The sequence below is a fragment of the Mycobacterium sp. 852014-52144_SCH5372336 genome (genome assembly GCF_001665615.1).
In the GTDB taxonomy this organism is placed as follows: Bacteria; Actinomycetota; Actinomycetes; order Mycobacteriales; family Mycobacteriaceae; genus Mycobacterium; species Mycobacterium neumannii_A.
In genome coordinates this window covers 1-12,911 of record NZ_LZSW01000050.1, presented here as the reverse complement: position 1 = coordinate 12,911, position 12,911 = coordinate 1, and the positions used below count along the sequence as shown (strand labels likewise).

Genomic DNA, 12,911 nt, shown 5'->3' with positions numbered 1-12,911 from the left:
GGCCGCTGCAAGGTAATCGCATGGACAGAATTTGGGATTGCGTCGTCGTCGGTGGCGGTGCCGCCGGGCTGAGTGCCGCGCTGGTGCTAGGCAGGGCTCGTCGTCGCACACTGCTGATTGACGGCGGCGCACAGAGCAACCTCCCCGCGCACGGCATCGGTGGGCTTCTGGGCCACGACGGCCGGCCGCCGGCGGAGCTGTACGCGTTGGGACGTCGAGAGTTGTCGGCGTATCCGTCGGTCGAAGTGCGAGCGGCAGAAGTCACCGGCGGGGAGCGCGCGGACGGACTGTTCGTCCTGCGGTTGGACGACGGCGGAGTCGAGCGTGCCCGGAAGGTGGTGTTGGCCACTGGCATGGAGTACCGGCCGCCGCCGCTTCCCGGCCTGGCGGAGCTGTGGGGTCGGTCCGCTTTCCACTGCCCGTTCTGCCACGGCTGGGAAGTCCGCGATCAGCCCCTGGCCGTGCTGGCCAGCGGTGAGCGTGCGGTGCATACGGCACTGTTGCTGCGTCTCTGGAGCGACGACGTCGTCCTGCTCACCGACGGTCCCGCTGATCTCGACCTCGCACAGCGCGAGCGGCTGGCGGCTGCGGGTGTGACGATCGACGACCGGCCGGTGGCCGAATTGGTGGGTGCCGCAGGCACTCTGGAGGCCGTGGTGTTCACCGACGACAGCCGGCTGCCCCGGGCGGGCATCCTGGTCGCCACGACGCTTCACCAGCGCACTTCGCTGGCCGAACAACTCGGCGCCACAACGGGCGAGCCGACTCCGGTCGCGCACAATCCGGTTCACGTCGACGCGTTCTATCGCACCAGTGCGGACGGGGTTTTCGCCGTAGGCGACCTGGTGGCACAGATGCCGCAGGTGGCCGCCGCGGTGGCGGCGGGTTCAGCGGCAGCAGCCGCTGTCGTGCAGAGCCTGGTCGAAGCGTATTTTCCAGCAGTCGTTCCGGAAAGGAGCCGACATGTCAACGCCTGACGCCAAACAGCATTGGGAAGAGCGTTACAGCGAACGCAATCGCATCTGGAGCGGTCGGGCGAACGTTCGGCTCGTCGAGATGGTGTCGGACCTCGAGCCCGGCACCGCGCTCGATCTGGGCAGCGGTGAGGGCGGCGACGCGATGTGGCTCGCCGAGAGGGGATGGCGGGTCGTCGCCGTCGACATCGCCGAAACCGCTTTGCGGCGTGCGGCCACCGATGCCGTCGCGCGCGGGGTGGGGGACCAAATCGACTTTCAGCAACACGACCTGTCGGAGAGCTTCCCCGACGGCGAATTCGATTTGGTGAACGCGCAATTCCTGCACTCGACGTTCCCGCTTGACCGGACGGCGATCTTCCGCTCGGCCGCGCGGGCGGTCCGGGCGGGCGGGCTCCTGCTCATCGTCGATCACGGCACACCGCCGCCGTGGCTTTCCGAACTTCATGGTCACCACCAGACGTTCACACCGCCCGAGGAGGTCGTGGCCGCGCTGAACTTGCCGGAGTCCGAATGGGAACCGGCAAAGATCAGTACGCCGATGCGTGACGTCACGACGCCGGACGGCGAGCCGGCCCAGTGGTCCGACAACGTGATCCTGCTGCGGCGCCGGTAGACGCCGGTCGCGGTCGCATTTAGTGAGGTTCTCCACAGGCCGAAACTCATTCACAGAGAAAGGCTTTCGTCGTTAAGACTTGTCAGTGGTCGGGCGTAGTGTCGGAAGCATGTTCGAAGAGGCTTCGGATGCGGACTTGGTCACCTTGATGGGTGAGGAGGCGCGTGAGGAGGCCGCGGCGACGGGACGGCGGTTGTCGTTGGTGGGGGAGCTGTGCGCGCGGCGTCACCCCGAGATGGTTGGAGCCGAGTTCTATGTCGCTGATGCGATCTCGGCGGTAGCAGCTGAGATCTCGGCGGTGCACAACATCAGCCACGCCCGGGCGGTGAGTCAGGTCGAGATGGCCCTGAGCCTGCGGGATCGGCTTCCGCAGGTGCTGCGGAGGTTTCGTCGGGGGGTGATCGACTATCGGATGGTGTCGACGATTATCGCGCGCACCCAGAACGTCGATGACGAGGTGATGGTGGGCCTGGATGAGGCGTTGGCGTGGCGGGTTGAGAAGTGGATGAAGCTGTCCAAACCCAAACTGCGCGATCGCATCGATGTGTTCATCGCCGAGTTCGATCCGGCCGCGGTGCGCGTGCCGCCCGAAACCGACAAGCACCGCTATGTCGAGATCAATCCTGGCGACGTCGCGGGGATGGCCTTGATGTCTGCACAGCTCCGTGCTGAAGATGGCGCCGCGCTCGATGCTGGGTTGGATGCGTTGGCGGCCACGGTGTGCGACAACGATCCGCGCACCAAGGCCCAGCGCCGCGCTGATGCGTGCGGGCCGCTGGGGCGCCGGGAAGCCACACTGGCTTGCCAGTGCGGGCTCGACGATTGCCCGGCGGCTGGGCGGCGGGCCGAGGCGGCTGCTGCGGTGGTCCATGTGCTGGCTGAGCAGGGCACCGTGGAGGGCACCAGCGCAAAACCGGGATATCTGCCCGGTTTCGGGGTTCTGCCTGCCGAGTCGGTGCGTGAGCTGGCGCGCAACGCTGAACTCAAGCCGGTGATCGTGCCCTCAGCCGATGACGCTGCGCGCGCCGGGTATCGTCCCGGCGCCAGGTTGACTGAGTTCTTGCAGTGGCGCGACGTGACGTGTCGCTGGCCTGGTTGTGACAAACCGGTGTGGGGCTGCGATGTGGACCATACGGTGCCGTGGCCCTACGGCCCGACGCATCCGTCGAACACCAAGCACTACTGCCGCATTCATCACCTGATCAAGACGTTCTATAGCGGCAGCGGTGGCTGGCGGGAAGAACAATTGCCTGACGGTGCAGTCGTTCTCACCGCCCCGACCGGACACCAGTACCGATCCGAACCCCACGGGGCGAGCTTGTTCCCGGTGCTGCGCCAACCCACCGGAGTCATCCGAGCCACCGCGCCCCCACCGAACGACAGCGCCGAGCGGATGGCGATGATGCCGCGCCGCAGGCAAACCCGCGAACAGGTGCGCCGTGAACGCATCGACACCGAACGACGGCGACGCAGCGAACTCATCGGAGAAGAGCAACGCCAACATCAGGCGTGGCTCGCCGCGCATTACAAGCCACCGCCGTTCTGAACTCGGCGTCACGCGCATCTTGCCGGTGGGCCAATTGATCATGAAATTGATGAACCTGCCAATATTCGGTCTCCGCGGCCCTAAGCTCGTGTCCAGATCTTGCCTCGTGATTCGGACAAGCGACCGTAGGAGACAGGAGTCGATGAAAAATCTCCCTGTAGGAACGACGGCTGGTCTCTGCGCCGTTGCTTTGAGCTTTGGGCTTGTGGGCTGTGGTTCCAGTGATGACACCGCTGCCACGACAACGACCTCGGCGACGAGCACGACCGGCACGTCGGCCGCGCCCAGCCCCCAGGCCGACGACGAAGACACGATCAGCGAGTACATCACCGAGAACGGGATCGCCGAGACGCCGATCAGACCGGGTGAGCCGGGAACCCCCGATTTCGATTTCCCCATTCCACCCCGATGGAGCGATGCGGGGGAGGCGACGCCGGAGTGGGCCTACGGAGCCATCGTCTACGACGCCCCCAAGGATCCCAACGATCCGCCCGACATGTACGCGATCGCCTCCAAACTCACCGGCAACGTCGACGCGGCGAAGATCTTCGAGTACGCGCCGGAGCAGCTGGAGGACATGGCCGAGTTCAAACCATTAGGAGAACCCACGAGGAGCTCCTTCGGCGGCTTCGACTCGATTTCGTTCGCCGGCAATTTCATGGACAACGGCAAGCCGCGATTCGTCGCTCAAAAGACGGTCGTCGTGCCGGCAGCCGACGGCCTATTCGTCCTTCAGCTGAATGCGGACAGTCCCGGAAGCGAGCAGAACGTGGTGCTCGATGCCATCAAGGTGATCGACGAACAGACGACCATCAGGCCCCCGTCGTGATCACCGGCATCCGAGACCCATGGACCCCGCTTACCGACGGAGACACATCGATATGAGAATCCGGACATCGGCTCCAGCCGCCCTGTTGGCTTCGGTGTGCAGCGCCGTAGTGATCTCGTCGTCCCTGGTAACCGCGCCTGCGGCGGTTGCGCAATGTACGGCCGGCGAGGTGTGGGACCAGCGCACCGGGGTGTGCTGGGACCAGTCCCAGACCTCACTTGGGGTCTCGGGCACCGGCGGCTGGTGTAAACCGGGCCGGATCGGACTGTGCATCGCGGCTTGGCAGAACTCACAGGTCCCCGGCGCGAACCTCAGTCCCGCGCCGCCCGCGGGCCCGGCGCCACGCTCGACTTGGCCCCGCGGCTGACGTCCGCCTAAAGCATCACGACGGCGCCGTCCACGGGGTCAACCGAGGAATCCACGCGCGCACGTTTGCACGGTACGTCTCGTACTGCGACCCGTAGGTCCGGACTAGCGTGGGCTCTTCGTACCACCGCACGAACGACGCGGTGACCACCCATGCGATCGCGGCGTACAACACCAACCACAGGTTGGCGAAAAGCACTGCCTGGCCGAGGTTCGCGATGATCAGACCGACGTACATCGGGTTCCGGACCACCCGGTTGAACCCGGTGACGACCAGCCGCTGGGTCGGCGCAACAGGCATGGGAGTGCCGCCCGCCCTGACGAATTCGATGAACGCGTGGATAGGCGGGATCAGGCCGGCGACGATCATGATCCCGCCCAACACCACGCGCCACGCCGGAGCGTCGGAAAGCTCCCAGCGCGTGATCAACCACGGGCCTACCCCGACGACTGTGCCGGGCGCGACCACGAAGAAGACAGCCGAGGCGAGCGCAGCGGTGCTGGTCCGCACGTGCACTACCCCGTGATGGCCGAGATGTCCGCGAGTTGGGTCAGGCGCACGCTGTTGCCCGACGGATCGCGGAATCCACAGTCGATGCCGTAGGGCATCTCGTGGGGCTCCTCCGTGAACGCGACTCCGCGCGAACGCATTTCCTCATAGGAGGCCTGGCAGTTCTCCGTCGTGAGAAACACGGTGCCCGCGAAGCCTTTGGCCGTCAGGTCCAGTACCTGCTTACGGGTCGGCTCGTCCATGACCGGTTGGCCGGGTACGGCCATCAGCACGATCGATACGTCGTCCTGGCCCGGCGGTCCGACAGTCAACCATCGGAAGAGGCCGTCGACATCGGGCAGTGAAACATCCTGCCGCACTTCCATACCGACCTTCTCGGTCCAGAATCTCAGTGCGGCTTCTTGGTCATGTACCCACAGGTGGGCGCTTGCGATTTTGATCATGGCTCGACGCTACGACCGCCCGGCTTTGTTCGTCTTCTCCCCGTGTGCTGTCTTGGGTACGCGGCTGTCGGCGGGCGGCCGGGTGTCGCGCTTGAGGATGCAACTCGGAACCCGGGCGTGGATCGCCGCCGGCGGCAGGCTCGCGCGGTACGCGGCCGGCGGCAGCCCGTACACCCGGGCGAAGCTGGTGGTGAACGATCCCACGCTTTGCAGGCCCACCATCACGCAGATGTCGGCGATCGAGCGGTCGGTGTTGCGCAGCAGCGCCGCGGCGCGTTCCAGGCGGCGGGTCTGCAGGTAAGCGCGCGGTGTTTCGCCGAAGGTGCGGGTGAACATCCTGCTGAAGTGCGCGCGCGACAGCCCGGCGGCCGCGGCGAGGTCGTCGACGGTGATCGCCTCGGCGTACCGCGCGTCCACCAGATCCTTGGCGCGCATCAGATAGCGCGCCGGAGGCACCTGTGCCATGCGCCAAGTATGTCGAACTCGCGGAACAGCGGCGACAGGCGCTACGTTGAACCAGCGGATGAGTTGGCTGGGCGGCCGCGGGATCCAGGTTCGCCTGGGTTTCGAGGAAAGTCCGGACTTCGCAGAGCAGGGTGATTGCTAACGGCAATCCGAGGTGACTCGCGGGAAAGTGCCACAGAAAACAGACCGCCACCACCGGGTCTTCGGACTCACCGGTGGTAAGGGTGAAACGGTGCGGTAAGAGCGCACCAGCATTCCGGGTGACCGGAGTGGCTAGGCAAACCCCACCCGAAGCAAGGCCAAGAAGGCCGCAACCTGGTTGCGGCCGCGCAGACGTTCGAGGGTTGCTCGCCCGAGCCTGCGGGTAGGCCGCTCGAGGCACCCGGCGACGGTGTGTCCAGATGGATGGTCGCCACCTCGCCGCCGCGGTCAGCCGCGGTGGTGCGGGACAGAATCCGGCTTACAGGCCAACTCGTCCGCGCTAACCCCCTGAACTGCACGTTCAGGGGGTTAGCTCTTCTTCAGTCCGCAGCTGGTCCACAGCGTTCTCGCTCGCCGTCGACCCCAGCACCGAGTCGATCGCGTCCCGAGTGCGATCGTCAGAGTCGGGCCACAGGTGGCTGTAAGTATCCAGAGTCTCAACCGCGCTGGCGTGACCGAGACGCGCCTGAACCGTCTTCACACTCTCGCCGTGACGGATCAGCAGGCTCGCGTAGTAGTGCCGCAGTTCGTGGAACCCAGTCCCCGCCGGAAGTTTCGCCGTCGCGACTGCTGGACGCCATTTGTGGCCGAAGATCTGACGGGTGATCGGCTTCCCCGACAGTGTGAACACCAGACCGTCAGGCTCGGCTGGAAACGCCGCCAGATGCGCGGCCAGCGCGTCCACAACGACCTGGGGCAGTGGGATGATCCGGTTGCTCGCTTGTGTCTTCGGCGGGCCGAAAGCCGGCGCCTGACCCGGCACGGTGGCCAGCTGGCGGTCGACGGTCACCGTGCGCTCAAGGAACTTCACCCGGTCGACGGTCAGCCCGAAGCACTCGCCCTGGCGCATACCTGTACCGGCCGCGAGGGTGACCAGTGCGCGTAGTTCCGCGGGTAACGCGTCACGGACCGCGTGCACCTGGACGGTGGTCAGCGGGACAATCCGCTTGCGCTCGACCTTCGGTAGCTTGCTGCCTTCGCACGGACTGCTCACGATGCGCCGATCGCGGATCGCCGCCTTCATGATCGTCGACACGATGCCGTGAACCACGCCGATCGTGGCCGGCGCCAGTTCGAGCCCCTTCACCCACGCCTGAATGTCGCTGGGCAAAATCGACGACAGCGGCCGGTCCCCGAGCGTCGGGTAGGCGTGCCGGCGCAACATGGTTTCGATATGAGCGCGGGAACTGGGCCGCTGCACCTGGATCTTGCGCCAGTGCTCTGCGTACTCGCGCAAGGTGATGTCGCCGGCCCGCGGGTTGACGTGCGTGCCGGACACCACCGCCGCGGTCTGGCCGTCGAGCCACTGGCCGGCGTCGACCTTGCGAGTGAACGACTTCGTGTGCTCGACGCCTCGGTCGTCGACGTACCGGGCCAGCCACCGCCGGCCCTTGCCGTATCGGGCCGAGGGTGCGCCGTCTCCCTTGTGCCAGCGGTCCTCGACACCTGCTCTTCGGTTGCGTCTCATTTCGTGCGCCTCTCTGACCGTTTCCTCGGTTGTGGCTGCGGTGGCTGCATGATCGACTCGGCTATCTCGTCGATGGTGGGCTGTCCGGTGACGACCATGAGTTCATCGACGGCTTGACTGAGTGCCGCTAGGGCGCGGTCGGCAGCAGCCCTCACGGCTCTCCGGTTGTCGAACTCGAGCCCGTCGAGTTCTGGGAAGACGTTCATCAGCGTCGTTCTGATCGCGCTGACGCCCGACGCCGCCTGTAACGCTGCGTCACGCACGGCATACAGCCGGTCTTGTTCAAAGCTGGCAGAGCGGCCCAACAGGGCGTCTACCGACACTTCGAAGATATCTGCGAGCGCGGTCGCCTCGTCGATCCGCACCGCGCGTTCGCCGGCTTCGATCTTGGCGACCGTCGTTGGATAGACGCTCGCTATCCCCCTGTCTTGCAACAGTTTTGCAAGTTCCGCCTGTGACCAGTCGCGCCGTTCGCGTTCCCGTCTCACCCGCACCCGGAATTGGGTTTCTACAGGCGATTGTTTACCCATGATCGGGAATGTACCCCTGATCGGTTGACTAGCGCAATCAACGCAAACAGACTGGCGTCATCCCGAAAATCGGATACCTCACCAGAACAGGGAGAACCGTGGCGAAAACCGAAACCGATCACATACGAACTGTCGACGCGCAGCCCACAGAACCCGAGTACCTCGACTCGGTTGACCTCGAACGGCTGACCGGCACGGCCGCTTCTACGTGGCGCTACTGGGCGCACATCGGCACCGGCCCACGAAGTTTCAAACTCGGTCGCCGCCGGGTCTGGCGCAGATCCGAAGTCCTTCGCTGGCTCGAAGAGCAGGAAGCTGGCACGCAGGCCGGCGGTGGCGTTGCATGAAGGTCTTCACGAGACGAAGAAGCCGCCCAGGGTGGGACCGGGCAGCCTTCGCGCAGAGCTACGTCGAACACCCTCACCGTAGCTGGAACCGGCGACGAACCGCGTCACGAACGATGGTCCCGCTCGCGTGCGGCTGCGGGCCTGATCCCTGGCTCTGCCGTTGTACCGAACCCCCGCTGTCCGACGTGGTGATCGACGGGTGGCGCGACGCCGCCCGCCATGTGCTGGCCGCGGGCCGAATGCCGCTCGTGCCGCTAGAGGTTCGGCGGGCGCTCTACCGTCGCGGCGGCGCGGACCGCGAACTCGCCGAGATACTGCATGCGGGATGCGGAGGCGTGATCGCGTGAGCGATGACATTGACCGCTCCGACGAGCTTCGCGAGCTCTGGGAGCAAGACGAACGCCAGGCCGTCGCGGAGCGCAACGGCTGGCATCGCGACGACCCCGGCCCAGAGAACCCGAGCGACGACCGTTCCGCGGGCGAGCAACACACCGGACAGGTGCGAATGGCCTACCGGCTACGCGCCGCCTATAGGGATCGGTTGCTGCACGTCCACGGCCTCGGCTGGCACTACTGGGACGGCACCCGTTGGGCTGCCGACGACACCGGCACCGCCAAGCGTGCTGTCCTCGACGTGCTCCGCTGTTCGCTAGCGGACTCGCTAAGCGACAAGCGATTGCAGCGGGACGTGCGGCGCTGCGAATCCGATAGCGGCATCAACGGTGTCTTGGGCATCGCCGCGGCGCTGAAACCATTCGCCGCCGCCGCGCGCGACCTCGATGCAGACCCGTACCTGTTGAACACCGCCAACGGCACCCTCGACCTACGCACGCTCACCATGTCTCCTCACCAGCCCGCCGATCGGATCACCAAGGTATGCCGCGGTGCCTACCGTCCCGATGCCGAATCACCGCTGTGGACCGTGTTCCTGGCGCGAGTGTTACCCGACGACGACGTGCGCGGCTTCCTGAACCGGCTTGTCGGCGTCAGCCTGCTTGGAGCGGTACGTGAACACGTCTTGCCAATCCTGACCGGCGTCGGCGCGAACGGCAAAAGCACCTTCTACGAAGCCGTGCTGCACGCGTTCGGTGACTACGCCAGTACCGCCGAACCCGACCTATTCATGCACCGAGACGGGGCGCACCCGACGGGCGAAATGGACCTGATGGGCCGGCGCCTGATCGTCGTATCCGAATCCGAACGCAACCGCCGGCTGGCCGAGGCCACCATGAAACGCCTCACCGGCGGCGACCCCATCCGCGCCCGCCGGATGCGACAGGATTTCGTGCAATTCGATCCTAGTCACCTGCCGATGCTCATCACCAACCACCTACCCAAGGTGTCGGCTGATGACGCCGCGGTATGGCGTCGGCTCCGCGTCGTGCCATTTGACGTCGTGATTCCCGAGAACGAACGCGACGGCGCGCTCGGCGAGCGGTTGAAGTTGGAAGCTGACGGCATCCTCGGATGGGCCCTCGCCGGATGGCGTGATTACAGCGAGCGCGGAGCGCTCGACGATCCGAGCGCGGTGCTGGCCGCGACCAACGCCTACCAAGTTGCCAGCGACGCGCTGCGCCGTTTCATCGACGAGGAATGCGTCGTATCCACCCCAGCGCTCAAGGCCACGACCTCTCATCTTTTCCAGGCGTTCGAGAAGTGGCGCGTGCGCGACGGTGCAGAAGCCCTGTCGCAGAAAGCGTTTGGACAGGCCCTTGACCGCCACGGTTACCCGGCCGGAAACCCGGTTCGAGGCAAACGGTGGCGAACAGGAATCGCGCTCAGAGCGAAGGCCGAGGAGGAGTGATGTCTACGCATGGCACGCATTTACAGGTTCCACTACGCGCGAGCACGCATTGGCGTCATACCGGAGATACGTGCCATGCGTAGACACCGCAGGTCAGAGAACCTCGGGCCTTACCTGGTGGGGTCCTGGTGAGTCCGCGTCGATCAGCAGGCCAAGCAAGGAGCGTCAGCGCTGTCGCCGCGCTGGTCTGCCATCGCAGCAACCTTGCCGGGCCCATCACGAACGAGTGGACCTACTGGCACACCGCCGGGCAAGCACGGCAGGCCGAAGCCGAACTCACTCCGTGCGGCCCGCTGTGCATCGGCGTGCACAGCGTCGTGCGCGTCGACATAGAGGAAGGCAGATGAGCTACGCACGATCAGGCGCCATCACGTTCTCGGCGGCGGAAGCCGTGCTGCTACACCATGCCGTCCGCGATTTCTGGGTCCGCCATACGCTCGGCAACAGGCCACATTTGCCTGCTGGGTTCGACGCTATACTCGCCCAGCTCGCTAGTTTCGTATGCGAAACCAAAACTTGTGCGTCCCAGCCAAATTCGCCACCATCGGCAGCAGAGGAACTCATCGACACAACCGAAGCGGCAGTGATTCTCGAACGCTCGCCGCAATGGGTCCGACGTATCCGACTCGAACTTGGCGGACGCGGTATCGGCGGTCGATATGTCTTCCCACGACAGAGCGTCGTCCAGTACGCCGAACGAAAGGCAGGTCAGCACAGTGAATCCAATCGACTACCTACGGCTGGGAGTCGAGCAATACCTCCGAGAGCTACCTGATGACGAATTCAACGATCTCGTCCAGCGCGTGTGCCCGCCCGATGCTCGGCGAGAACCCTCGGAATCGGGCCGCGCGGCATTCGCGCGTAATCTGTTCGGCGGCGGCGACGATTAGCGCGAAAGACACGTGGCTCAAATGACCATCGTGGAACGGGTCGCGAAGAACGTCGATCACGCAGCCGTGCAACGCATACAGCAGGATGAAGCTGCGCGCGCAACCGCGGAACGCATCGCAGCCCTGCGCCACATCGTCTTCCGAAAAGCTGCGTCCAACCGCAATGTCCAGGCCCTAACGAGTGAAACCGCCGCGGCTCGATTGCTGACCTCGGCGGGCAACAGCGCCGACGGGTTCCTGGTACTCGGCATCTTGCGAGTAGCAATCGACAAACGATGGCACTCAGTGGTTCTGGCCGGCATCCGTTACTTCGGGGAGCACCCGGTGGCAGCCCGTATCCAGGAGCTCTGGAACCTCACCACAGACCGGGAAACGGTCTAAACCAGCACCGAAAGGAAAACGCACAAATGTCTCTCGCACAACTTGAATCGCAAATCGACGATCTGCGCGCACAAGCCGCAAGCATTCAGAAGCGATCGGCCCGCACACGCGACAACATCGCCAACGACGGCGCCCTCTCCGACACCGGCCGACAGGCCAAGCGCGATGCCGAGCGTGACCGGATGCGCGACCAACTCCGCGACCTTCGCAAGAAGGAAACCGAGCTCATCGACGCCAAGAAGCAGACGCTCGAGAAGCGGCTGTTCGGGCTGTCTGCTGCGGCCAGTAGCGACCCCGGACAAGTTCTGCTGTATAGAGATTCGCAGGACCGAGCAGCGCGCCTGACCCAAAGCGACGAGGCGGCGCAGGTATTCGCAGCAGCCCTACGCTCTGACGACAAAATGCTCGCCGCCGCAGTCCTCGGACGAGCACTCGACGCCGGATGGAACAGCATCATCGACGAGTACGTCAAGCACAACCCGAGCGCCGGCGAAGACCTCAAAGACCTAGCCAAACTCCGGCGGTACCGGTCGTTCGAAGCCACCATCGCTTACGCGTGGGGCGCATAACCGCCCCAACGGCCTCACGTGAACTAAACAAACCCTGACCGAACAACCAGTTCAGCTAGAAACCAGCAGCAGGTGAAAGGAACCAAAGAAATGAACACCATCTACAACGACGCCCGAGTCAGCGAGTCCATCTGCATCGACAACGACACCGAAGTGATCGTCGTCAGGCGTTCATATCCGAGCGGCTCCGCCGATGTCGCGATCACATTCGCCTACGCGTGTCCGGAGTCGGGCGCCGCGACGTCTTTGACCGTTGAACTCAGCCCAAAGAACGCCCATTGGCTCGCTCACAATCTGGTACGTGCCACGTACGACCCACCACGTCGTGACCCCGACCCGGATGACCCGCCTTTTTGACGAGCACCCCACCCGGTAGAACCCCCACCCCCCATCGACATCGCACCCCATGGCATAGGCGCCGCCCCCCTGGCCCGGGAAAAAAACAATCTGGACCGATGGGACGCTCACCACTTATGAAGTATCTTCAGCCCGGTGACCGATGCACCCTCGGGGAGGCCTCCACCAGGTTCACGGATTGCGGATCAGGCGCCGGGGAGCGTGGGGTGGCAGCTGATCGTGGCTGGAACCGCGCACAGGTTCTTCAATCCACTTCACCCTGAGCGCGCCGCAATGGCCGCCGCGATCGGTAGGCCGTTCACGGATAACGCGTTCGAGGCGTGGACGGCCAACGATTTTGCAAAATACCTGCAAAGCACCGAAGTAGCGCCCGGCGATGCATCAGCGATCACGCGCATCCTCGCGTCTATGGAACGCGCCGGATTGCTGATGTCGGCAGGTTGGGACTCAAGGCTGCCTCTGCTTGGACAGCAGTACATCTCTCAAGGCTCGCTGTCGGCGCAAATGAGGGGCTACCTATGGCTTTCAGAGGTCATCTGAACCGCCCTGGTTCTGCCGGAGGCTCGATCTATTGGATTGCGACCAGGGGCTGGTCGCTCCGTTGGGCATCGTAG

General features: G+C 64.8%; 16 protein-coding genes and 1 other RNA gene. 12 read left to right on the top strand and 5 right to left on the bottom strand.

Annotated elements, in window-relative coordinates; genetic code table 11:
* The first annotated feature begins 20 nt into the window (after positions 1-20).
* The 4 genes from A5759_RS15710 (at position 21) to A5759_RS15695 (ending at position 3,965) form a co-directional block, all read left to right on the top strand.
* Entirely contained in the window at positions 21-977 is a 957-nt protein-coding gene (locus A5759_RS15710) for an NAD(P)/FAD-dependent oxidoreductase (protein WP_068199283.1), read from the top strand.
* A complete protein-coding gene (locus tag A5759_RS15705; protein WP_068199281.1) occupies positions 964-1,590 on the top strand; it encodes a class I SAM-dependent methyltransferase in 627 nt (208 codons plus the stop codon). Before A5759_RS15710 ends, A5759_RS15705 begins: the two co-directional genes overlap by 14 nt.
* Positions 1,591-1,699: 109 nt before the next feature.
* Positions 1,700-3,136 carry an HNH endonuclease signature motif containing protein gene (locus A5759_RS15700; protein ID WP_068199279.1) on the top strand — a complete coding sequence of 479 codons (1,437 nt, stop codon included), beginning with the start codon at positions 1,700-1,702 and terminating at the stop codon, positions 3,134-3,136.
* A complete protein-coding gene (locus A5759_RS15695; protein ID WP_231984656.1) occupies positions 3,030-3,965 on the top strand; it encodes an LpqN/LpqT family lipoprotein in 936 nt (311 codons plus the stop codon). Before A5759_RS15700 ends, A5759_RS15695 begins: the two co-directional genes overlap by 107 nt.
* A gap of 382 nt (positions 3,966-4,347) precedes the next feature.
* Here A5759_RS15695 and A5759_RS15690 read toward each other — a convergent pair whose 3' ends face one another.
* From A5759_RS15690 to A5759_RS15680, 3 genes are read right to left on the bottom strand one after another with little or no spacing between them, the layout of a single operon-like run.
* On the bottom strand, positions 4,348-4,842 hold the full coding sequence (locus A5759_RS15690) for an isoprenylcysteine carboxylmethyltransferase family protein (RefSeq protein WP_068199386.1): 495 nt from the start codon (positions 4,840-4,842) through the stop codon (positions 4,348-4,350).
* Positions 4,843-4,847: 5 nt separating this feature from the next.
* A complete protein-coding gene (locus A5759_RS15685; protein WP_068199275.1) occupies positions 4,848-5,285 on the bottom strand; it encodes a VOC family protein in 438 nt (145 codons plus the stop codon).
* 9 nt (positions 5,286-5,294) lie between these two features.
* Positions 5,295-5,750 carry a helix-turn-helix transcriptional regulator gene (locus tag A5759_RS15680; protein ID WP_068199273.1) on the bottom strand — a complete coding sequence of 152 codons (456 nt, stop codon included), beginning with the start codon at positions 5,748-5,750 and terminating at the stop codon, positions 5,295-5,297.
* A gap of 59 nt (positions 5,751-5,809) precedes the next feature.
* Here A5759_RS15680 and rnpB point away from each other — a divergent pair.
* An RNA gene (rnpB, locus tag A5759_RS15675) (RNase P RNA component class A) lies at positions 5,810-6,229 on the top strand.
* 23 nt (positions 6,230-6,252) lie between these two features.
* On the opposite strand, the gene A5759_RS15670 is transcribed toward rnpB, so the two are convergent.
* The gene (locus tag A5759_RS15670; RefSeq protein WP_082962151.1) at positions 6,253-7,419 is read right to left on the bottom strand and encodes a site-specific integrase; all 1,167 of its coding nucleotides are present in this window, start codon (positions 7,417-7,419) and stop codon (positions 6,253-6,255) included.
* On the bottom strand, positions 7,416-7,949 hold the full coding sequence (locus A5759_RS15665; protein ID WP_082962150.1) for a helix-turn-helix transcriptional regulator: 534 nt from the start codon (positions 7,947-7,949) through the stop codon (positions 7,416-7,418). The genes A5759_RS15670 and A5759_RS15665 overlap by 4 nt, the downstream gene beginning before the upstream one ends.
* A 98-nt stretch (positions 7,950-8,047) precedes the next feature.
* Here A5759_RS15665 and A5759_RS26135 point away from each other — a divergent pair, with 98 nt between their 5' ends.
* The 7 genes from A5759_RS26135 (at position 8,048) to A5759_RS15625 (ending at position 12,837) form a co-directional block, all read left to right on the top strand.
* Complete coding sequence (locus A5759_RS26135) at positions 8,048-8,296, top strand: helix-turn-helix transcriptional regulator (protein ID WP_369816212.1); 249 nt, start codon at positions 8,048-8,050, stop codon at positions 8,294-8,296.
* A gap of 185 nt (positions 8,297-8,481) precedes the next feature.
* Complete coding sequence (locus tag A5759_RS15655; RefSeq protein ID WP_231984655.1) at positions 8,482-8,643, top strand: hypothetical protein; 162 nt, start codon at positions 8,482-8,484, stop codon at positions 8,641-8,643.
* A 158-nt stretch (positions 8,644-8,801) separates the two neighbouring features.
* Complete coding sequence (locus A5759_RS15650) at positions 8,802-10,100, top strand: phage/plasmid primase, P4 family (RefSeq protein WP_068199379.1); 1,299 nt, start codon at positions 8,802-8,804, stop codon at positions 10,098-10,100.
* Between the two features lie 911 nt (positions 10,101-11,011).
* Positions 11,012-11,371: a hypothetical protein gene (locus A5759_RS15640; protein ID WP_068199266.1), complete on the top strand. Its 360-nt coding sequence runs from the start codon at positions 11,012-11,014 to the stop codon at positions 11,369-11,371.
* Between the two features lie 26 nt (positions 11,372-11,397).
* Positions 11,398-11,940 carry a hypothetical protein gene (locus A5759_RS15635; RefSeq protein ID WP_068199264.1) on the top strand — a complete coding sequence of 181 codons (543 nt, stop codon included), beginning with the start codon at positions 11,398-11,400 and terminating at the stop codon, positions 11,938-11,940.
* Positions 11,941-12,030: 90 nt separating this feature from the next.
* Positions 12,031-12,297, top strand: coding sequence for a hypothetical protein (locus tag A5759_RS15630; RefSeq protein WP_156616945.1), 267 nt, complete (start codon positions 12,031-12,033; stop codon positions 12,295-12,297).
* Positions 12,298-12,516: 219 nt separating this feature from the next.
* Entirely contained in the window at positions 12,517-12,837 is a 321-nt protein-coding gene (locus A5759_RS15625) for a hypothetical protein (RefSeq protein WP_156616944.1), read from the top strand.
* Positions 12,838-12,911: the final 74 nt, after the last annotated feature.

Excerpts from the sequence above, each read along its gene's own strand:
- A5759_RS15710 (WP_068199283.1), top strand. The coding sequence starts at position 21 with ATGGACAGAATTTGGGATTGCGTCGTCGTCGGTGGCGGTGCCGCCGGG.
- A5759_RS15705 (WP_068199281.1), top strand. The coding sequence starts at position 964 with ATGTCAACGCCTGACGCCAAACAGCATTGGGAAGAGCGTTACAGCGAA.
- A5759_RS15700 (WP_068199279.1), top strand. The coding sequence starts at position 1,700 with ATGTTCGAAGAGGCTTCGGATGCGGACTTGGTCACCTTGATGGGTGAG.
- A5759_RS15685 (WP_068199275.1), bottom strand. The coding sequence starts at position 5,285 with ATGATCAAAATCGCAAGCGCCCACCTGTGGGTACATGACCAAGAAGCC.
- A5759_RS15680 (WP_068199273.1), bottom strand. The coding sequence starts at position 5,750 with ATGGCACAGGTGCCTCCGGCGCGCTATCTGATGCGCGCCAAGGATCTG.
- A5759_RS15670 (WP_082962151.1), bottom strand. The coding sequence starts at position 7,419 with ATGAGACGCAACCGAAGAGCAGGTGTCGAGGACCGCTGGCACAAGGGA.
- A5759_RS15665 (WP_082962150.1), bottom strand. The coding sequence starts at position 7,949 with ATGGGTAAACAATCGCCTGTAGAAACCCAATTCCGGGTGCGGGTGAGA.
- A5759_RS15650 (WP_068199379.1), top strand. The coding sequence starts at position 8,802 with ATGGCCTACCGGCTACGCGCCGCCTATAGGGATCGGTTGCTGCACGTC.
- A5759_RS15640 (WP_068199266.1), top strand. The coding sequence starts at position 11,012 with ATGACCATCGTGGAACGGGTCGCGAAGAACGTCGATCACGCAGCCGTG.
- A5759_RS15635 (WP_068199264.1), top strand. The coding sequence starts at position 11,398 with ATGTCTCTCGCACAACTTGAATCGCAAATCGACGATCTGCGCGCACAA.
- A5759_RS15630 (WP_156616945.1), top strand. The coding sequence starts at position 12,031 with ATGAACACCATCTACAACGACGCCCGAGTCAGCGAGTCCATCTGCATC.